Below are 19,081 nucleotides of genomic sequence, written 5' to 3' on the forward strand. Positions count from 1 at the left end.
GGCACGCCCTCCCGCGCACCGGTGCTGAGACCGGCGGCCTCCTCGCCGCTGCGGCCTCGCTCCTCGCTGGTGGTGCGGCTCTCGTGACCCGCCGCCGCAAGAACGAGCAGTGAGCTCACACCTCACCAGCGTTCAGTAGCTAAAAAACGGTGTGGCCCCCGCTCCTTCGGGAGTGGGGGCCACCCCCGTTAACATCGAAATATGAGCGAACAAGTGCGCATCATCCGGGCCCGCTACGACGACCCGCGCGTCACGGCGCTCCACGCCGAGAAAGACGCCGAACTCGAACCTCGTTACAGCGCCTACTACGCTGCTCATCCCGAATACCAGGGCCGCAGCGATGAAGCCTTCGACCCGGAAACCATTCTCACCGTACTCCTCGCTGTCCACGGCAACACTGCCGTCGGTACAGTCATGCTTCGCGCACTACCGGACCGTCTCGAGGTCAAACGACTTATCGTCGGAAAAAAATACCGAGGCCGCGGCATCGCCACAGCACTCATGCAGCACATCGAACGGGACGCCGCCGCCCGTGGCGCAACCGAGCTCTACCTCCACACCGGCAGCCTCCAACACGATGCCATCGCGCTCTACGAGAAAACCGGATGGCACCGCCTCCCCTACCTCTTCGCCCCCTACAAAGACGACGGTGTCTCCCAGTGCTACGTCAAACACTCATGCCACACTAAAGCCATGAATATTAACGCCGCTCCCGAAGAGCACACCCCCGAACAAAAGGCCGCCCTCGAACGCCTTTCCGTGGCTCAAGAGAACCTTGTAAAATCCCGCGAAGCCTACGAAAAAGCCGTTGAAGGGCTCGAAGCCATTAAGGCGTACAACGAGGCTATGAAGCCCCTCATGGCGTACTACGACAACGGCTGGCTCGCCGACGTCACCACGACCGAATCGATCTACGAGCGCCCCGAAGCAGCCGGCGAAGATGAAATCTGGGATATGCACGGCGGCCAATTTGAACTCATGCGCGAACTCCTCGCGATCTCCTCAGAGTTCTTCACCCGCGTGCCAGGCGAAGAGGAGCAGGAAGGCTAACTATCCCACCGAGGCATAAAGGAACCCTCGCACCACCCGAAAAGGTCGGTGCGAGGGTTCTCTTCCGTTAGGGGGCGATCACATCATGCCGCCCATGCCTCCCATGGCGTCCATGTCGCCACCGGCAGGAGCCTTCACCGGCTCCGGCTTATCGGCAACAACGGCCTCCGTGGTGAGGAACAGGCCCGCGATCGACGCGGCGTTCTGAAGAGCCGAGCGGGTCACCTTGACCGGGTCGAGCACGCCAGCCTCGATGAGGTTCTGGTACTCGCCGCTTGCAGCGTTGAGGCCCTCGCCCACGGGGAGCTGCTTGACCTTCGATGCCACAACGCCGCCCTCGAGGCCAGCGTTCGAGGCGATCTGCTTGAGCGGAGCCTCAATCGCGACCTGCACGATCGATGCGCCGGTCGCCTCGTCGCCCTCGAGGGAAAGCGACGCGAACGCGTCCTTGCCGGCCTGGATCAGAGCCACGCCGCCACCGGCGACGATGCCCTCTTCGACGGCAGCCTTCGCGTTGCGCACGGCATCCTCGATGCGGTGCTTGCGCTCGTTGAGCTCAACCTCGGTTGCGGCACCCGCCTTGATGACAGCCACGCCGCCGGCGAGCTTCGCGAGGCGCTCCTGGAGCTTCTCGCGGTCGTAATCCGAATCTGAAACTTCGATTTCGCTGCGGATCTGCTTGACGCGACCGGCGATCTGGTCGCCGTCGCCAGCGCCCTCAACGATGGTCGTCTCATCCTTCGTGACAACAACCTTGCGGGCACGGCCGAGCACGTTGAGGTCAGCGGTCTCGAGCGACAGGCCAACCTCTTCCGAGATCACGGTGCCGCCGGTGAGGATCGCCATGTCCTGGAGCATGGCCTTGCGGCGATCGCCGAAGCCGGGGGCCTTCACGGCAACCGACTTGAACACGCCGCGCAGCTTGTTGACGACGAGCGCGGGAAGCGCCTCACCGTCGACGTCCTCGGCGATGATCACGAGCGGCTTGTTCGCCTGGATGACCTTGTCGAGAAGCGGCAGCAGGTCCTTGAGCTGCGACACCTTCGACGAGGTGAGCAGGATGTACGGGTCCTCAAGAACAGCTTCCTGGCGCTCCGGATCGGTCACAAAGTAGGGCGAGATGAAGCCCTTGTCGAAACGCATGCCCTCGGTGAGCTCGAGCTCGAGGCCAGTCGTGTTCGACTCCTCAACCGTGATGACGCCTTCCTTGCCGACCTTGTCGAGAGCCTCGGCAATGAGTTCGCCGATTGCCGGGTCAGCGGCGGAGATCGCGGCGGTGTTCGCGATCTGCTCCTTGGACTCGATCTCGACGGCCTGCGCGATGAGCTTCTCGCTCACGGCGGCAACAGCCTTGTCGATGCCGCGCTTGAGGGCGATCGGGTTGGCGCCCGCGGCAACGTTGCGGAGGCCTTCCTTCACGAGGGCCTGCGCGAGAACGGTTGCGGTGGTCGTGCCGTCGCCGGCAACGTCGTCTGTCTTCTTCGCGACCTCTTTGACGAGTTCCGCGCCGATCTTCTCGTACGGATCCTCGAGTTCAATTTCCTTCGCGATCGACACGCCATCGTTGGTGATGGTCGGTGCGCCCCAGGACTTTTCGAGGACGACGTTGCGTCCCTTCGGTCCAAGGGTCACCTTCACGGCGTCAGCGAGCTGGTTCATGCCCCGCTCGAGGCCGCGGCGTGCTTCTTCGTCAAATGCGATGAGCTTTGCCATGAGTGGTAACTCCCAAAGTGTATGAGTGTGCTCCAGCCAGGTGCCCGCGACGGACGAGCCTTGCCCTCCCCTTCACGTCTGGGTTGGTGGGGCTCTCACCTCACTGAAATGCTCGCGGCGGCGCGGGTGGCGGTGGGTCCGACGGTTGCCGGAATCCGTTGTCACTCACGCCATGCGAGTGCTAAACCATCATAAGCACTCTGAGGCGAAGAGTGCTAACGCTCGCTGGGAATTTCTCTGGGAGCGTGACGGCCTGCGCGGCGGGGCCGTCACGGAGGGCGCTATTCGCCGTCGTCGCCCTCGTGATCCTCGCCTTCAATCTCGGCAAGGTCGCCCGGCTCGTCGATGATGACCACCGTGATGTTCGCCTTGTACTTATCGGTCTTTTCGGCTTCAACACCCACGTACTTCGCGAGAGCTTCGGCGGTGGCCTGATCCTCGTCGTTCTTGTAGTACACGCCGGCGTTCTTCGAGCGCTTACCGGTGTCGGTATCGATCTTGGTCCAGCCCTGCTCTTCGAGGGCCTTCTGCCAGCGGCCAGCCATGCCCTGCACGCGCTTACCGTTGAGCACGAGCACGGGGGCTTCTTTATTGACCTCGGGGGCGGGCTCCTCGGAGGGCTCCTCGCTCGCCTCTTCGATGGGCTGCTCACCTTCGTCGGTGCTCTCACTGCTCGGAGCACGAGCGCTTTCACTGGAATCTGCCGGCGCAGAAGTGGAGGATTCCGCCGGGGCAGGGGCGTTCTCGCTCCCCTTACCGAGACCCGAAACAGCCCAGAGCACGAGCGCAAGCGCCACAAGTGCCGCGACGATCACGATGATCGTCGAAAGATTCCGCTTGAAGAACGGCTCCTCAGCACGGTGCGCGCCGTGGGCGCCCACCTGATCGGCCTCGCGGTCAAACTGGTCCGGTTCGTACGGGTACGTGCTCTGATCTGCCACGAGAACATGCTATCGGCAGTAGCGCACCGAACGCGCGATTGCGCCCGCGGCGCGCCGCACTCCGGTCATCACGTCAGGAACGCGTACGCCCCAGCAAGCGTCGGACCACACCGGGTGCATACCGCACCGCTGCCGGATCCCGCATGAGCCGCACGAGCCGCGTATGATAGCGGGCCGGCGTAAGGCCCGTGAGACGCAAGATGTCGCGCTCCTTCGCTCCCACACTGCGATAGACACGCGCCTCGAGGTCGAGGATCGCGCGATCGGTTTCGCTTAGCTGCGGTTCATCGGTCAGCGACTCATCGGTTAGCGACTCATCGGTCATGGGTTCAAGTCTAGGCACACCCCTTACCCTGGGGGCATGAACGAGACCGCGCCACCTCCCCTGACCGACGTTATGGCCGCCGACTGGGCCGAGGCCCTCGCGGGCGTCGAGCCGAATATCCGCGCCATGGGGGCTTTCTTGCGCGCCGAACTCGCCGCGGGGCGCCACTACCTCCCCTCCGGCGATCGCATCTTTCGCGCCTTCGAAACGCCGCTTGCCGACGTTCGCGTGCTGATCGTTGGCCAAGATCCCTACCCCACACCGGGTCACCCCATCGGGTTGAGCTTCGCCGTCGAACGCCACGTGCGCCCGCTGCCGCGGTCACTTCAAAACATTTATCTCGAGCGCGAGGCTGACCTCGGCATCCCGCCGAGCGAACACGGGGACCTTTCGGCGTGGCAAAGCCAGGGCGTCATGCTCCTCAACAGAGCACTCACAGTTGCACCGGGGGCTCCCGCCTCGCATCGTGGCAAAGGCTGGGAGCAGATCACGATGCGGGCGATCAACGCACTCATCGAGCGTGGCGGTCCACTCGTCGCAATTCTGTGGGGGCGCGACGCTCGTTCTCTTGCGCCAATGCTCAATGCGGGTGGCGTGGGCACTGTCGAGTCGGCACACCCTTCGCCACTGTCGGCGCGCCGCGGGTTCTTTGGGTCACGGCCGTTCTCGCGCGCGAACGCGCTGCTCGCCGACCGTGGCGCCGAGCCTGTGGACTGGAGCACGCCGTAACCATCACTACAGGACTCAAACCCGACCCTCGAGAGTGACATCCGTCACCCTCGCACGGGTCTAGACTTCTACGAAACTGCACCAACCATTAAAGTTTTGGCAAAACCCCAGGTTAAAGCTCTTAAATGACTGCGCTACGCGTGCCGTACGCCGGGACTTTCGGGGTTGCATTCATGGAATTAAGGCCTATAGTTACGAAGTCGTTACAAACCGGACCCGCCAACACCGCACCCGATTGGAGTCCATGGGCATGAATACTCCCCGCCACCACGACGAAGAACTGCGCGCCGAACTCATCGCAGAAGCGTCGAAGGCACTCGCCAAAGGCGGCCCCACAGCGGTCTCCCTTCGCGACATCTCCGCCGCATGCAATACCTCCACCACCGCCGTCTACTCCCTCTTTGGCGGGAAAAAGCAGCTCCTCAACTCAGTTGTCGTCACCTCCGCTGGCGACCTCGCGAAGCACCTCACCGAAGTTGACCGCGACCAGGATCCGGAAAACTACCTCATCGCCCTCGCGACCGCCCTCCACGACTGGGCTGTGAACAACCCCGAACTGTTCGACGTCATCTTCACCCAAGCCAACCAAGTCCCCGGCCGGGCAGCACAGGCCAATGGGGCCCCGGGTGCGGCAGGCGCCACCGAGTCCGACGCCACCTCCGGCTCTACTGGGTCCGGTCTTTCGCGTCGCGACAACCACCTGCTCACCGCATTCCGTGAACTCGGCACCAACGTTGACGAATTCGAAGCAATCGCCAAGCATCTTTCGAAGGCCATGACCGAGGGCCGCTCGAAATACGGTGCAAGTGGCGAAATTTCTCCCGAGGATGCCACGACGCTTCTGCGCGCAGTGTGGGCAAGCGCCCACGGTTGGACCCACCTTGAAATCCAGGGTTTCATCGACGCGGCCGGTTTCCACGACTTCGTGAACGCGATGGTCAAGGCGGCGCTCAAGGCGAGCCGCGAGTAAAGAGGCCCAGCCTCGGCCACGCGCCCACCCCTACGTCAGCCTCCGCCCCAGCACTTGCTACGCAGCCGAGCCTCAAATACATCAGTGCTCAGCCGTGGACCAACAGTGCTTACCTCTGGGCCACCAGTGCTCAGCTCTGGGCCGCCAAGCTACAACCTATTCTTAGCCCGCCGCGAGGGTGAATTCCGAATCCGATTCCCACTTTGCGTAAGTGGTGAAAAACAGCCACCACGCGATCAGATCGCGATCTTTTCGGCAATTTTTCACCACTTTTAACGCTTGCTTCCTCGCGGGCTCATATCACCACGCCCGCACAGGGCGCTTGTGCAACCTTCGCTTGATGTATCCCCTGAGCAACGCCTCATATTTCTGCCAATCGAAAAACACATGAGCATAGGCAAGGCGCACAACCGTATACCCGCGGGCAATGAGAACCGCGTCTCTCTCACGGTCTCGGTGATAGGCCTTTCGGTCGGCTTGATGATGCTGCCATGAGTCCAGCTCGATGACGAGCGATTGGCCCACAAGGATGTCAACCCTACCCACGTCACGAATCCACACCTGCTGCTCGAATTCGAGTTTGAGCTTCCGTAAGCGAAAGGCGAGAGCGGATTCCGAACCCGAATCGGACCGGGAGCCGGGCACTCCAATTTTCCGCGCCTTCTTCTTACTCACGTGCGTAAGAATTTCGCGAACTTCGTCCCGAGTGGCAACCCCGAGTTTTAGGGCCGATTCAAGGACGATGAAGGCCTGCTCAGGCGTGCCGCACTTGACAGCCGCTATCAGCGCGTCCTTGGGACTCACAACAAGGCCGCCCCGAACTGGGCGATTCAAACGGCGATGTTTTCCCAAGTCAGATGCGCGTGCACGGCCGGTCTCAAGTCGCCGCCACGTCGTCGTGAGGTGCGGCCTTATATCCATCGGCGGGACCCAGAGCCCATAGAGCTTGAGCGCCGAGAAGCACGTCACCCAGCAGCCACTTCTTGCGGCAACGCGGACCGACTCGGGCGTTGACTTTCGCATCGGAAGAAATCTTCCGCGTGAAACTTCGAGGAGGTCCCCACGTTCCGCACACTCCTTTATGCGAGCGCGCGTCCACCCCTGCTCGCGAAGCTGCGACGTTGAAAACAGGGGTGCTGGTTGGCGAGGCGTCATGCCTCCACTTTGGTGCGCTAGAACTCCCCGCACCAGGAGCAAGCCGCACTCGTGGATAGCCGGCGAATGTGGAGCACGAGTCGGGGCCCCGGCTTCCCTGCCGCCACTTTCCGCAAGTGGTGAAAAACAGCCGCCTCACGGCAAGGCTCAATGATCTCACGCGGTTATTCACCACTTTCGCGAGTCAGAGAGGGGGAGGAAGGAGGGCAGAGAGGGGGAGGAAGGAGGGCAGGGAGGATAAGGGAGGGAGGGTGAGGAGGGAGGGTGAGGAGGGAGGGCAGGGAGGATAAGGGAGGGAGGGTGAGGAGGGTGAGGAGGAAAGAAAAGGGGGATGCTGCCGTGGCAGCAGCCCCCTCAGCTAATTTCAGGCCTCGAGCCCTACGCGGTAGCCCGTAGCCACCGCCTGCGCAACCTTGGCGACCTTCGACACGTCGCCCGCGGTACGGAAGTCGATTCCCGCATCCTTGAGCTCAGACGCGAGCGTGTTCTCGCTGCGCATACCGATCGCGAGTACCACGGTCTCGGCCTCGACGTTCACCGAGGAACCGTCGGCCTCGAATACCGCACCCGAATCGTTCACCTCCACGAGGCGATGCCCCGTAAGCATGGGCACGCCAGCCTTCTTGAGCTTCGAGGTGACCGAGATGAGGTTCATGTGGAACGCGCCTGCGCCAAGCTGCGGCGCCATCTCGTAAACGGCAACTTCGCCGCCGTTCGCAGCAATGAGCTCTGCGGTTTCGAGGCCCGTCATGCCGGAGCCCACGACGATGGCGCGGCCGCGTACCTCGCGCGTGCCGCCAAGCACGTCAATCGCGTCCACCACGTGATCGCCGTCGATGCCCGGGATTGGTGGCACAACCGGCACGGCACCCGTTGCGACGATGACCGCGTCAGCACCAAAGTCTCGCACCTCGTCGGCGCTGAAGCGCGTCGAGAGTCGCACCTCGACGCCGGCCTGCTCGAGTCGATGCGTGTAGCTCTCGACGAGCCAACCCATGGGATCCTTACCAGGGGGGTTCGTGCCGGGCACGACCTGGCCGCCGAGGGTATCCTCAGCTTCCACGAGCGTCACCTTGGCGCCTCGCTTCGCGAGCGTTTCCGCAGCTTCACAGCCCGCAGGGCCGCCGCCGATCACGAGGGCCGTGCGACCTTCAGCATTGCGTTCGGGCTCAAGCGGAAACTCCGATTCGAAGCCACAACGCGGGTTGACGGCACATTCGACGTGCCCGCCCGAGAAGAGCGCTTCGAAGCAGTACATGCAGCCGATGCAGCGAGTGATATCGGCGTCGCGGCCTTCGATGGCCTTGATGCCCCACTGCGGGTCGGCGAGCCACGAGCGCCCCATGGCGATGAGGTCCACGAGACCGTCGTTGAGCATCTTTTCGGCCTGCTCGGGCTCGCGGATGATCGATACGCCCATGACGGGAATGCTCACGGCGTCGCGCACGGCGCGAATCATCGGGTCGCGCCAGTTGCGCGGAGTGTTGACGGGCTCGATGACCGTCACACCGGTCTCATAGGTGCCCGACGACACCGAGATGAGGTCAGCACCGTGCTCCTCACACAGCTTCGCGATACGCACGCCGTCGGCGACCTCGTTACCTTCGCCGGGCATGCCGATCAGGTCGTAGCACTGCGAGATCGAGAGACGCACCGAAATCGGGAAGTCGGGGCCCACAACCTCACGAACGCCGTCGAGAATCTCCACGAGGAAGCGGCACCGGTTCTCAAACGAGCCGCCGTACTCGTCCTCGCGCTTGTTGGTGTGCGGCGAGAGGAATTCGTCGATGAGGTAGCCGTGGGCGCCGTGGATCTCCACGCCGTCCGCACCGGCTTCCTTCGCGCGGCGCGCGCCGTTGATGAAGTCCTGCACGAGGCTCTTCACTTCCTCGTTTTCAAGGGCGCGCACGGGAGCCTTGGTGAGCTGGGATTGAACGGCGGAAGGCCCGACGGTGACCTGCCCCTTATTGAGCTGGGGAATGCCCTGGTTGCCGGGGTGTTGGAGCTGGAGGAAAATCTTCGTGCCTCGCGCGTGAACGGCCTCGATCGCTTCGGCGAGCTGCGGGACGAGTTCATCGCGGGTCACGGAGAGCTGCTTTGGGGTGCCGGCGCCGTGCTCGTCGTTCACGCGGGTGATTTCGGTGATGAGCAGGCCGCAGCCGCCTTCGGCGCGCTCGAGCCAGTACTTGAGCAATCGCGGGCCGACGGTGCCGTCGGCGTTTGCGAGGTCGCTGCCCATCGGGGTCATGACGAGACGGTTGGGAATTTCAACGGTGTTGATCGTGAAGGGTGTGGCGAGAGTGCGCTGGGTCTGCGTGGTCGCAGTCATAGGGATGTCCTTATCGTGTGTCGGTTGCCACTAGTCACTTGTGACTCACACTACGCCCCTACGTCGCTAGAGGAGGGGACTTGCGGTGCATGACGCCTCCCCCGCGCGTGTCTCCGGCCGAATCACGATCGTGATCGGCCAACGCACCTAAAGAAAGCCCAGGCCTTACGATGTCATGTCGTAAGACCTGGGCTTTTATTGGAGCTGAAGATGGGGCTCGAACCCACGACCTGCTGTTTACAAGACAGCTGCTCTACCAACTGAGCTACTTCAGCATTGCGGCGCTCGCACCAGTGTAGCGTGCGCCGCGAGTTTAGTTACCGGAATCGCTTGCGCCACCAGCATCGCTCGCGCCGGGAGTACCCGAGGAGGCCACGGCTTCCTTCAGGGCACCGGGCTTCTGCCAGGCGCCGTCGGCCCCCCATTCCTTGCCGTTGATGAACACGGCGGGTGTGGCGGGCGAGAGTTTCGCGCCAACGGGCTCGAGCACGTCGACCGCGTAGCGGCGGAACTTTTGGTCCTTGATGCACGAGAGCGTTTCCTCACTCGCGCCTGCATCCTTCGCGTAGGTTTCGAGTTCTTTGTCGCTCAGGCCGGGGCCGCCCTCGGCCGGCTGGTTCGCGAAGAGCTGCTCGTGGAATTTGAGGAACACTTCGGGCGAATCCTCGTAGGTGCACACGGCGGCGCCGCCCGCGCGAGCCGAGTATTCCGTGGTGGACATCTTCGAGGAGAGGAAGGTGCGCACATGGAAGTTCACGGTCGCCTCGCCGTTGTCGATCATTTCGTTGATGTCCGCATTATTGACCTGTTCGAAAGCGCCGCAGAACGGGCACATGTAGTCGAACACGACGTCAACGACGGGCTTTGTGTCGTCGGCCTTGAACGCGAGCGTAGGCTCGTCCTTGCTGATCGAAGTTGGCTGGTTCAGTTCGAGTTCCGGTTCGGGAGCATTCGCCTGATAAATGAGGTAGCCGAGGCCCGCCACCACCGCGAGCGCGACCACAACGATCGCCGCGATGACGGCGGTGCGCACGCGCTTTTGGCGGTTCAGCTCCTTTTCGCGTTGCTTGCGGAGCTCCACGCGCTGCGCTTCGCGCACGTCTTGAGCTGAGGGCTTCTCGGCCATGAATCCTCCGGAAGGGTCAAAGATGAACGGTGAGCGGGGCTTTCGCCGCGTGCCATCCTAACGGATGCCTTCGCGGGCGCATCAGCGTCGCCAGGGCGAGATATCTTCGAGGCGGAACTCCCCCACGTACGGGAAGTAATCGATCGTGCCTCCGCGCGAGGCGAGAGTGAAGCCCACCGCGACGATGAGCAGGATGAGCAGCGCCGCGATGATCACCGTCCATAGCCCGCTAGGGGCTGCCGCATGCACGAGCCTGTGGCCGCCGTAGCGTGTGGTGCGCGCGCCGATTCCCCACCACAGCGACAGGGTCGTGACACCCACGAGCACACCGGCGTAGATCGCGTAGTGCAGCTCGAAGTTGGTGAGCCACACGATCGCGGCATCGATCGCGAGGAGCACACCCGCCGTCACGATCACGGGGATGAGTGCCTGAAGGATCGCCTCGAGGAGAGCGAGTATCAGGCGCGGCACGGCGAGGAGCACCGCCGCTGTCGTGATGCTTCCTGAGCTTCTTCCCTTGTCAGTCCCCTTTTCCGATGCAATCCACGAGCGTTGCCACGTGCGTGCGAGCGCCGTCATCAGTACGAGCAAAATCAGCGCGGCGAGAGGCACGAGCGCGCCGAATGCTGTAAAGAGCACCATGCCAAGCAGCACGAGTACGGTACGCCGCTCGGGCTCACGCAAGTGGTACGGCACGGGTGGCGGCATAAATCCCTGTGGCGGCATCCCATAGTTTTGCGCGCCGTAGGGCTGCGGTGCGAGGGGCGCTTGCTGGTAGGGGCTTTGCGGAGCGGGTGTGGGGGCGGGCGGCTGCGGCATGTGGTCCGACGCTTGCCACCCCTGCGTCGCTCCCTCGTAGTGGGGAGTGGGCGGGGCCGCGGGGGTCGAGATGGGGGCGAATTTCGCGGTCGGTGTTTCGTCGAGGACGGGCATGACTTGGGTGGGATCTTCGTTGGAGACATCCCACTCATCGGTGTCGTCCAATTCATCAGTGGCGTCGCGCATTGCCCCCGTGCTCTCCTCCTCTCCCCCTCCGGGACTCAGTGGGCTATGCGTCAGTGGGCTATGCGGAGGTATCGACGCAGTCGCCTCAGCTGCGCGAGCTGCTGCATCCGTAGATTCCGCGGCACCCAAACCCGACGCTCCGGCGCCGATTGGACCACCCGGTGTGCCGCGTTCACCCGCCTCAATCCGAGAGGTGGGGAGCTCGGCGGAGGTGGAAGGGGAAGACGGGGACGAGGAGGTTGGATCGTAGTTCCCATACACCCATGCATCCACATCGTGCTCGAGTGCCTCCATGAGCTTCTCCGGCGGCGTGCGATCGGCGGGCTCAGGGGCAAATGCCCCCTTGAACCATTCGACGCACGGCTCCGGCAACCCCTCGAGGTCGGGTCCGCCCATCGTGGCGAGGTTGTAGACCGTGCCGAGTCGCCCCTTACCGAAGGGCGGGAAGCCGGTCGCAGCGTGGGCGAGCATTGCGGCCCAGGCCCACCAGTCGGCAGCGGCGTCGACGATGTTGTTGCTGATCACCTCGGGGGCAAGATAGGAGATCGTGCCCATCATGAGCCCCGTCGAGGTCATGCGGGACTCTTCGGCGGCTTGGGCGATGCCGAAATCGATAATGACCGGATCGACTGGATCGATGTCGAAGTCGAAGTGCGAGCCATGACCGGTGCGGAGCATGATGTTGCTTGGTTTGAGGTCGCGGTGCACGATCCCCTTCTCGTGAACGTCAAGAAGGGCCTTGCCGAGCGGCAAGCCGATTTCGCGTACGCATCGCAGCGGAAGGTGCCCCCAGTCGTCAATGACTTTCTGGAACGTGGGGCCCGAGATGTACTCGGTGACGAGGAAGGCGACGTCGAGGTCGAATTCGGCGTCGAGAACGCGAGAGACGTTCGGGTGGTTGACGCGCTGCAGGGCGCGCATCTCGCGGCTGAGGCGGGCACGGGCGCGCTCGTCGCCGGCAATTTCGGGGCGAAGCACCTTGAGGGCGACGTCGAGTCCGGCCGCATCGGTTGCGCGATAGACGATCCCCATTCCCCCACTGCCGAGGCGTTCATGAATGGCATAGCCCGAGTCGGCGAGCATTTCGCGAAGGTGCGATTCATAGAAACTGGGGCGGCGCTGGGGCGTGCGCGCGCCGACGTTGCCGCCTGGATTCGTGGGGGTACTCATGCGCCCCATGCTACCGATCCGCCTCCTCATTGCTCTGAAGTCGCCACACCCCCTTGAAGTCGATACCCCTAGGGGGTATGTTGGATACCGGGCCACCAACCGCGCCCACACGAACTAGGACCATCACAAACATCAAGGAGCACACCATGACCACCTCGACCTTCAAGATCACGGGCCTCACGTGCGGCCACTGCGTCAATGCCGTCAAGGAAGAAGTTGGCGAGCTCGCTGGCGTTGAGAGCGCCGAGGTCGAACTCGTCAAGGGCGGCGAATCGACCCTCACGATCCAGGCAGATCGCGCCCTCACCAAGGCCGACATCGCCCCCGCAATCGAGGAAGCCGGCGAAAGCTACGCCATCGTCGGATAACTCCTCCCCCATCCCGAACCCGGCCGCACCACACCCCGAAGGACCCCATGAGCAGCACTGAAACCCACACCGCACCGCGCACCGTCACCCTCGACGTCACCGGCATGACGTGCGCGAGCTGCGTCGCGCGTGTGGAGAAGAAGCTGCGGCGCGTGGGCGATGTCGACGCGGTCGTCAACCTCGCACTCGAACGCGCGAGCGTGCAGGTGAGCGACCCGTCGATCACCGATGCGCAGCTCGTCGAAGCCGTCGAAAAGGGCGGCTATGGGGCGCACGTGCGGGAGGCGGCAGCCGGGGCCACCGAAGCGGCCAACGTTGACACGGGCGCCGAGGAGCGCGCCGCGCGCGACAAGCGCGACACGCTAATCCGCATGGTCCTCGCAGCCATCCTCTCGGCGCCAATTTTCCTCATCTCAATGATCCCGGCGTTGCAGTTCCCCGGCTGGCAGTGGGCGATGCTCATTCTCGCGACGCCGGTCGTGTTCTACTGCGGCGCACCCTTCCACCGTGCGACCTGGGTGAACATCAAGCACGGCGGCTTCACGATGGACACCCTCGTCACGATGGGAACGTTTGCCGCGTACCTGTGGTCGATCTGGGCCCTTCTCTTCGGCGGCGCAGGCGAAATCGGCATGACGATGGACATGAGCCTCGGCGCCGCTTTCAGCCGGAACCACCACGGTGCGCACGAAATCTACTTCGAATCGGCAGCGGTCATCACGACCCTCGTGCTCGCGGGGCGCTATGCGCAGGCCCGCGCCATCCACCAGTCGAGCGCAGCCATCCGTTCACTGCTTGACCTCGGCGCGAAGAATGCCACCATCGTGGAGCTTCAGTCCGACGGCAGCACCGCCGAAGTTGAGGTTCCCATCGGCGCGGTGCAGGTCGGCGATGTTTTCGTCGTGAGGCCCGGGGAGAAGGTCGCGACAGACGGCGTGGTCCTCGAGGGTACCTCCGCCATCGACCGCTCGATGCTCACGGGAGAAAGTATCCCCGAGGACGTCGCGCCCGGAACCGAGGTCACGGGCGCAACCGTCAACACCACGGGCCGGCTCCTTGTGCGCGCTACGCGCGTGGGCGCCGATACCGAGCTCGCCCACATCGCGAAAATGGTCGAGGATGCGCAAGCTTCCAAAGCTCCCGTGCAGCAGCTCGTCGACAAGGTCTCGAGCATCTTCGTGCCCATCGTCATCGCGCTCGCAGTCCTCACGCTCGTGGTGTGGCTCGCACTCGGTGGCACCACGGAACAGGCGTTCACCGCGGCCGTCGCCGTTCTGATCATCGCGTGCCCATGTGCGCTCGGCCTCGCAACCCCCACGGCCATCATGGTGGGCACGGGCCGTGGCGCCGAACTCGGTATCCTCATTCGCTCGGCAAGTACGCTCGAGAGCTCTCGCGACATCGCAACGATCGTTCTCGACAAGACCGGCACCCTCACGAGCGGCGCGATGCGTGTGCACTCCGTGACACCCGTCGAAGGCTGGAGCGAAGCAAACATCCGCGCGCTCGCGGGCGCCGCCGAATCCGGTTCGGAACACCCCATCGCGCGGGCCATCGTGGAAGCGGCCGGCGGCAGCAGCGATGCCCTCACACTCGAGGATGCGCGGGCTCACGTCGGCCGAGGCCTCACGGCGCGCGTGAGCGGGTCGCTCGGTGAGAACAAGGGGCCGTGGGAGGTGGAGATTACCGCGGCATCCGACGCTGGCCAGGCAAGCGTCGGAACCGAAAATCCCACCGTGCCCAGCCTGCCCGCCCCTCTCGCCGCTTCCCTCCGCGAAGCCGAGCAGGCGGGTCACACGACCTCCCTCGTGCGCGTCAACGGCGAGATTGCGGGGCTCGTGCGCGTGAGCGACACCGTGAAGCCCGAAGCGACGAAGGTCGTTGAGGAGATTCGCGCGCTCGGCATCGAGCCCGTCATGGCGACCGGCGACAACCCTGCCGCGGCCGCGCACATTGCGCGCGAAGTCGGCATCGAGAAGGTTCACGCCTCGCTCACCCCCGCGGCAAAACTCGACCTCGTGAAGTCCCTTCGCGGCGAAGGCTCGAGCGTCGCGATGGTTGGCGATGGCATTAATGACACGGCGGCCCTCGCCGAAGCCGATCTTGGCTTCGCGATGGGCACCGGCACCGACGCCGCGATGAACTCGGGCGACATCGTGCTCACGGGCGGCGATATCGCACAGATTCCCACCGCGATCCGCCTCTCGCGGGCGAGCGTGCGCACGATCCGCTGGAACCTCTTCTGGGCATTCATCTATAACGTGATCGCGATCCCGCTCGCGATGCTCGGGCTTCTTGGCCCCGTGATCGCGGCCGCGGCGATGGCGTTTTCAAGCGTTTTCGTGGTGAGCAATTCGCTACGGCTCAAGCGGTTCCAATAACAATCGTTCTTTTCTCATGATCTCCAGGAAGATAGGAGCTAGCTCACTCTAGGGTGAAGCCATGAGATCTGAACTCTTTTCACCAGAACACCAGGAAGTCCAAACCAACGACCGCTGGGCCCTCCAGTCCAAGCGAATGCTGCGCTGCCGCCTCAATCCCGGCGCACCCGAGATCGTTTCCTCCTCGGGCGCCATGGTTGCCTACCAGGGCGAGATGAAATTCAAGTACCAGGGCTCAGGCGGCGGCATGAAGCTCGTCAAGAAGCTGGCCACAGGTGAGGGCGCCAACATGATGCGCACCACCGGCAACGGCGAAATCTTCTTCGCCAAGAATGGCTCGCAGATCTTCCTCATCCAGCTCGAAGGCGAAGCCCTCTCCCTCAACACCTCGAAGATGCTCGCTTTCGACTCGAGCATCGAGTGGGACATCAAGATGATCGGCGGCGGCCTCGGCGCGGGTCTCGTCGCGGGCGGCTTCACGAACCTGTTCCTCCAGGGACACGGCATGGTCGCGATCACCTCGCACGGTGAGCCGCTCCTGCTCGACTGCTCGCAGCAGCCCACGTACGTGGATCCGCAGGCCGTCGTGTGCTGGTCGGCGAACCTCCAGCCGCAGATCAAGAACGACTTTAACGCCGGTGCACTTATTGGCCGCGGCTCGGGCGAAGCTTTCCAGCTCGCTTTCCACGGCCCCGGCTTCGTGGTGGTGCAGCCGGCCGAGTACTAAACTCATTCCCCACTTGTGAGGGTGGAGAAAAAGACCAGGAATGCCCCACATGAGGGGTGCGAGGTCGTTTTCTCCGCCCTCAGCCATGCGCTCACGGCCAGAGTGGATGCCGGGTAGCCGGCTCACCGCCCGCTACTCGTCTCTCCCTGCTCACACTCCCCTCGCCCGGTCCGACCTTTAACGCTAGGCTCGAGTATCGAAAAGCTGCGGCGCACTAGGCGCGCCGCACGCGTACCCGCCGAGCACAAGGACCTCCGTGAGCAGCACCTTCACCGACATCCCGTTCCGTATCGCCGTGATTGGTTCCGGCCCGGCCGGCGTGTATGCGGCGGAGACGTTCAACAAAACACCGCACGTCAAAAAGGGACGCCTGAAAATCGAGGTCGATATTTTCGACGCGCTCCCCACGCCGTTCGGCCTCATTCGCTACGGGGTCGCGCCCGACCACCCGCGCATTAAGGGCATCACCACTGCGCTCCACCGCATCCTCAACCGTCGCGACATGCGCTTCTTCGGCAACGTCGCCTTCGGGAAGGACCTGAGCCTCGAAGACCTGCGCGAGCGCTACGACGCGATTATCTTCGCCACCGGCGCACTCAAAGACGCCCAGCTCGACATCCCCGGGATCGACCTCGAAGGAAGTTACGGCGCTGCCGATTTCGTCGCGTGGTACGACTCAAACCCTGACTACCCGCGCGAGTGGAACCTCGACGCCGAATCCGTCGCGGTGATCGGCAACGGCAACGTTGCGCTCGACGTCTCACGCATGCTCGCCAAGAGTGCCGACGAGCTCCTTGCCACCGAGATCGCCGACAACGTCTACGAAGGGTTCGAGGCTTCGCGTATCACCGACGTGCACGTCTTTGGCCGCCGCGGCCCCGCCCAGGCGAAATTCTCCCCGCTCGAGACCCGCGAGCTCGCTCATCCGAAGGGCGTGCAGGTGATCCTTGACGAGCGCGATTTCGCGCAGATCAGCGACGAGGAATGGGAGCGCATCCGGGCAGATAAACGCATCGATCAGGTCGTCAGCACATTCGAGGGCTGGCTCGAGGAGCAGAAGGAACGTGAGGAGAGCGGCGCTGAGCCCACCGACCGTGATGGTGGCGAGGTCAAGCGTCGGCTCCACCTTCATTTCTGGCACCGTCCCGTGGAGGTGCTCGGCGAGGACGGCCGCGTGACCGGCATGAGGTTTGAGCGCACGCGCCTCGCGGCGGACGGCTCGCTCGAAGGCACGGGCGAGATGGTCGAGTACGACGTTCAGCAGGTCTACCGTGCCGTGGGCTATTTCGGCTCCGAGCTGCCGGGCGTGCCGTACGATCCGAAGCGCGGCGTGATCCACAACAACGAAGGCCGCGTCACGACAGCCGAGGGCGAGGTCGTGCCCGCGTGCTACGCGAATGGCTGGATCAAGCGCGGCCCCGTGGGCCTCATCGGTGCCACGAAATCCGACGCGATCGAAACCGTGACCCACTTGATCGAGGACATCGAGGGCGGCGTGCTCGAGCCGTGCCCGGACCGCGACCCCGATTCGATCATGCACCTGCTCGACGAGCGCGGCATCCGCTATGTCGACTGGGACGGGTGGCTGCGCCTGCACGAGCACGAAATTCAGGAGGGGGCGAAGCGGCAGGATTCCGACGGCAGCCCCCGACCATCGCTCAAGCAGATCGATCGCGAGCAGATGATTCGGATCGCGCGAGGCGAATAACCCACCGCCGCCGGGTTCTTGCGGCGCGCCTAGCGGCGGATTCCCTCGAGGTAGTCGGCGATACGGTCGATCGCGTTTTCGAGCACGTCCACGTCCGGCAGGGTCACGACTCGAAAGTGATCGTGCGTGGGGATGTTGAATCCCGTGCCTTTTGTGATGAGAATTTTCTTCTGGCGAAGCAGGCCGAGCGCGAATTCCTCGTCGTCCTCGATCTTGTACATGTCGAGGTCGAGCTTCGGGAACATGTATAGGGCGCCCTTGGCTTTATTCACGCTCACGCCGGGGATCCGTGCGAGGGATTCGTAGGCGACGTCGCGCTGCTCGCGCAGGCGCCCGCCCGGGGCCACGAGGTCGTTGATCGTTTGATAGCCGCCGAGCGCCGTGGGGATCACGTGCTGAGCGGGGGCGTTTGCGCAAAGGCGCATGTTCGAGAGCATGTCGAGACCCTCGATGAAGCCTTTGGCGTGCTCTTTCGGTCCGTACAGCACCATCCAGCCCGCGCGGAAGCCCGCGACGCGGTAGGCCTTGGAGAGGCCGTTGTAGGTGATCGTGAAGAGGTCAGGGGCGAGTGAGGCGATCGAAGTGTGGGTCGCGTCGTCGTAGAGGATCTTGTCGTAGATCTCGTCGGCGAGGATCATGAGCCCGTGCTTACGGGCGATGTCCACGATCCCCTGAAGGTTCTCTTTCGTGTACACCGCACCCGTGGGGTTATTCGGGTTGATCACGACGATGGCCTTGGTGCGCGGCGTGACCTTATCGGCAATATCGGTAAGGTCGGGAAGCCACTCGTCGTCTTCATCGAGGCGGTAGTGCACGGGGGTGCCACCCGCGAGGGTGACGCATGCCGTCCACAGCGGGTAGTCGGGCATCGGGATGAGGACCTCGTCGCCGTCGTTCACGAGGGCCTGCGCGGTGAGCTGGATCAGCTCACTCACACCGTTGCCGAGGTAGATGTCGTCAAGCCTCAGCCCCGGCAGGCCTCGGGTTTGGTAGTGCTGGGCGACGGCGCGGCGGGCCGCAACGATGCCTTTGGAGTCGGTGTAGCCCTGGGAGACGTGCGCCTGGCGGATGAAGTCCACGAGGATCTCGTCGGGCGTCTCGAAGCCGAACGGCGCGGGGTTGCCGATGTTGAGCTTGAGAATGCGGTGGCCCTCGTTTTCCATGCGCGCGGCCTCGTCGAGGACCGGCCCGCGGATGTCGTAGAGGACGTTCTGTAGCTTCGCCGCCTGCGTGAATTCCATGGGCCGAGTGTAGCGCCTCCCCGGCCTTCGCGGTCGACGTGAGAAGGCCTTGGCACTCACGGTGGAGAAAACGGACCGCTCATATCCGAGTCCGCCGCCGTACTTCGTTTCTCTCCCCCTTGAAGGAGAAGGTGGACGCTAAT

Annotated in this window: 16 protein-coding genes and 1 tRNA gene; 8 read left to right on the top strand and 9 right to left on the bottom strand. The window is 63.7% G+C overall.

Translation table 11 applies throughout. The features are described 5' to 3' along the window. Both D8M36_RS10490 and D8M36_RS08360 read left to right on the top strand, forming a co-directional pair. Positions 1 to 113, top strand: a 113-nt coding sequence (locus D8M36_RS10490) for an LPXTG cell wall anchor domain-containing protein (RefSeq protein WP_126848193.1), incomplete at its 5' end; no start/stop codon positions are given. 88 nt (positions 114 to 201) lie between these two features. Next, a complete protein-coding gene (locus tag D8M36_RS08360; protein ID WP_126848195.1) occupies positions 202 to 1,050 on the top strand; it encodes a GNAT family N-acetyltransferase in 849 nt (282 codons plus the stop codon). Positions 1,051 to 1,128: 78 nt separating this feature from the next. On the opposite strand, the gene groL is transcribed toward D8M36_RS08360, so the two are convergent. The 3 genes from groL to D8M36_RS08375 form a co-directional block, all read right to left on the bottom strand. Then, positions 1,129 to 2,763 carry a chaperonin GroEL gene (groL, locus tag D8M36_RS08365; RefSeq protein ID WP_126848197.1) on the bottom strand — a complete coding sequence of 545 codons (1,635 nt, stop codon included), beginning with the start codon at positions 2,761 to 2,763 and terminating at the stop codon, positions 1,129 to 1,131. Positions 2,764 to 3,044: 281 nt separating this feature from the next. Beyond that, complete coding sequence (locus tag D8M36_RS08370) at positions 3,045 to 3,704, bottom strand: LytR C-terminal domain-containing protein (RefSeq protein ID WP_126848199.1); 660 nt, start codon at positions 3,702 to 3,704, stop codon at positions 3,045 to 3,047. A gap of 73 nt (positions 3,705 to 3,777) precedes the next feature. Beyond that, positions 3,778 to 4,029 (bottom strand): DUF3263 domain-containing protein, encoded by a 252-nt coding sequence (locus tag D8M36_RS08375; protein ID WP_126848201.1) that lies wholly within the window; start codon positions 4,027 to 4,029, stop codon positions 3,778 to 3,780. A 36-nt stretch (positions 4,030 to 4,065) separates the two neighbouring features. Here D8M36_RS08375 and D8M36_RS08380 point away from each other — a divergent pair, with 36 nt between their 5' ends. After that, the gene (locus D8M36_RS08380) at positions 4,066 to 4,758 is read left to right on the top strand and encodes a uracil-DNA glycosylase (RefSeq protein WP_126848203.1); all 693 of its coding nucleotides are present in this window, start codon (positions 4,066 to 4,068) and stop codon (positions 4,756 to 4,758) included. Between the two features lie 250 nt (positions 4,759 to 5,008). After that, positions 5,009 to 5,728: a TetR/AcrR family transcriptional regulator gene (locus tag D8M36_RS08385; RefSeq protein WP_161970241.1), complete on the top strand. Its 720-nt coding sequence runs from the start codon at positions 5,009 to 5,011 to the stop codon at positions 5,726 to 5,728. A gap of 300 nt (positions 5,729 to 6,028) precedes the next feature. Here the strand turns inward: D8M36_RS08385 and D8M36_RS10100 are convergent, their stop codons facing one another. The 5 genes from D8M36_RS10100 to D8M36_RS08410 all read right to left on the bottom strand — a co-directional run bounded on the left by D8M36_RS10100 (position 6,029) and on the right by D8M36_RS08410 (position 12,513). Next, positions 6,029 to 6,403: an endonuclease domain-containing protein gene (locus D8M36_RS10100; protein WP_161970242.1), complete on the bottom strand. Its 375-nt coding sequence runs from the start codon at positions 6,401 to 6,403 to the stop codon at positions 6,029 to 6,031. 844 nt (positions 6,404 to 7,247) lie between these two features. Continuing rightward, the gene (locus tag D8M36_RS08395) at positions 7,248 to 9,212 is read right to left on the bottom strand and encodes an NAD(P)/FAD-dependent oxidoreductase (protein ID WP_126848209.1); all 1,965 of its coding nucleotides are present in this window, start codon (positions 9,210 to 9,212) and stop codon (positions 7,248 to 7,250) included. Between the two features lie 199 nt (positions 9,213 to 9,411). Continuing rightward, positions 9,412 to 9,487: transfer RNA gene (locus D8M36_RS08400), tRNA-Thr, on the bottom strand. A gap of 38 nt (positions 9,488 to 9,525) precedes the next feature. Then, the gene (locus D8M36_RS08405; RefSeq protein ID WP_126848211.1) at positions 9,526 to 10,338 is read right to left on the bottom strand and encodes a DsbA family protein; all 813 of its coding nucleotides are present in this window, start codon (positions 10,336 to 10,338) and stop codon (positions 9,526 to 9,528) included. 81 nt (positions 10,339 to 10,419) lie between these two features. Beyond that, the gene (locus D8M36_RS08410) at positions 10,420 to 12,513 is read right to left on the bottom strand and encodes a protein kinase domain-containing protein (protein WP_161970243.1); all 2,094 of its coding nucleotides are present in this window, start codon (positions 12,511 to 12,513) and stop codon (positions 10,420 to 10,422) included. Positions 12,514 to 12,659: 146 nt separating this feature from the next. Between D8M36_RS08410 and D8M36_RS08415 the strand changes: the two genes are divergently transcribed. From D8M36_RS08415 to D8M36_RS08430, 4 genes are all read left to right on the top strand, one after another. After that, a complete protein-coding gene (locus D8M36_RS08415) occupies positions 12,660 to 12,881 on the top strand; it encodes a heavy-metal-associated domain-containing protein (protein WP_016663815.1) in 222 nt (73 codons plus the stop codon). A 47-nt stretch (positions 12,882 to 12,928) separates the two neighbouring features. Next, complete coding sequence (locus D8M36_RS08420; protein ID WP_126848215.1) at positions 12,929 to 15,262, top strand: heavy metal translocating P-type ATPase; 2,334 nt, start codon at positions 12,929 to 12,931, stop codon at positions 15,260 to 15,262. Positions 15,263 to 15,323: 61 nt separating this feature from the next. Further along, a complete protein-coding gene (locus D8M36_RS08425) occupies positions 15,324 to 15,989 on the top strand; it encodes an AIM24 family protein (RefSeq protein ID WP_126848216.1) in 666 nt (221 codons plus the stop codon). A 256-nt stretch (positions 15,990 to 16,245) separates the two neighbouring features. Then, on the top strand, positions 16,246 to 17,697 hold the full coding sequence (locus D8M36_RS08430) for an FAD-dependent oxidoreductase (protein WP_126848218.1): 1,452 nt from the start codon (positions 16,246 to 16,248) through the stop codon (positions 17,695 to 17,697). A 29-nt stretch (positions 17,698 to 17,726) separates the two neighbouring features. Here D8M36_RS08430 and D8M36_RS08435 read toward each other — a convergent pair whose 3' ends face one another. Beyond that, positions 17,727 to 18,938 carry a pyridoxal phosphate-dependent aminotransferase gene (locus D8M36_RS08435; protein WP_126848220.1) on the bottom strand — a complete coding sequence of 404 codons (1,212 nt, stop codon included), beginning with the start codon at positions 18,936 to 18,938 and terminating at the stop codon, positions 17,727 to 17,729. Positions 18,939 to 19,081: the final 143 nt, after the last annotated feature.

The sequence above is a fragment of the Dermabacter sp. HSID17554 genome (assembly GCF_003989295.1).
GTDB lineage: Bacteria > Actinomycetota > Actinomycetes > Actinomycetales > Dermabacteraceae > Dermabacter > Dermabacter vaginalis.

What these genes read in the sequence shown, in the direction of transcription:
- D8M36_RS08360 (WP_126848195.1), top strand. Translation starts at nt 202, where the DNA reads ATGAGCGAACAAGTGCGCATCATCCGGGCCCGCTACGACGACCCGCGC.
- groL (WP_126848197.1), bottom strand. Translation starts at nt 2,763, where the DNA reads ATGGCAAAGCTCATCGCATTTGACGAAGAAGCACGCCGCGGCCTCGAG.
- D8M36_RS08375 (WP_126848201.1), bottom strand. Translation starts at nt 4,029, where the DNA reads ATGACCGATGAGTCGCTAACCGATGAGTCGCTGACCGATGAACCGCAG.
- D8M36_RS08380 (WP_126848203.1), top strand. Translation starts at nt 4,066, where the DNA reads ATGAACGAGACCGCGCCACCTCCCCTGACCGACGTTATGGCCGCCGAC.
- D8M36_RS08385 (WP_161970241.1), top strand. Translation starts at nt 5,009, where the DNA reads ATGAATACTCCCCGCCACCACGACGAAGAACTGCGCGCCGAACTCATC.
- D8M36_RS08395 (WP_126848209.1), bottom strand. Translation starts at nt 9,212, where the DNA reads ATGACTGCGACCACGCAGACCCAGCGCACTCTCGCCACACCCTTCACG.
- D8M36_RS08405 (WP_126848211.1), bottom strand. Translation starts at nt 10,338, where the DNA reads ATGGCCGAGAAGCCCTCAGCTCAAGACGTGCGCGAAGCGCAGCGCGTG.
- D8M36_RS08410 (WP_161970243.1), bottom strand. Translation starts at nt 12,513, where the DNA reads ATGAGTACCCCCACGAATCCAGGCGGCAACGTCGGCGCGCGCACGCCC.
- D8M36_RS08415 (WP_016663815.1), top strand. Translation starts at nt 12,660, where the DNA reads ATGACCACCTCGACCTTCAAGATCACGGGCCTCACGTGCGGCCACTGC.
- D8M36_RS08420 (WP_126848215.1), top strand. Translation starts at nt 12,929, where the DNA reads ATGAGCAGCACTGAAACCCACACCGCACCGCGCACCGTCACCCTCGAC.
- D8M36_RS08425 (WP_126848216.1), top strand. Translation starts at nt 15,324, where the DNA reads ATGAGATCTGAACTCTTTTCACCAGAACACCAGGAAGTCCAAACCAAC.
- D8M36_RS08435 (WP_126848220.1), bottom strand. Translation starts at nt 18,938, where the DNA reads ATGGAATTCACGCAGGCGGCGAAGCTACAGAACGTCCTCTACGACATC.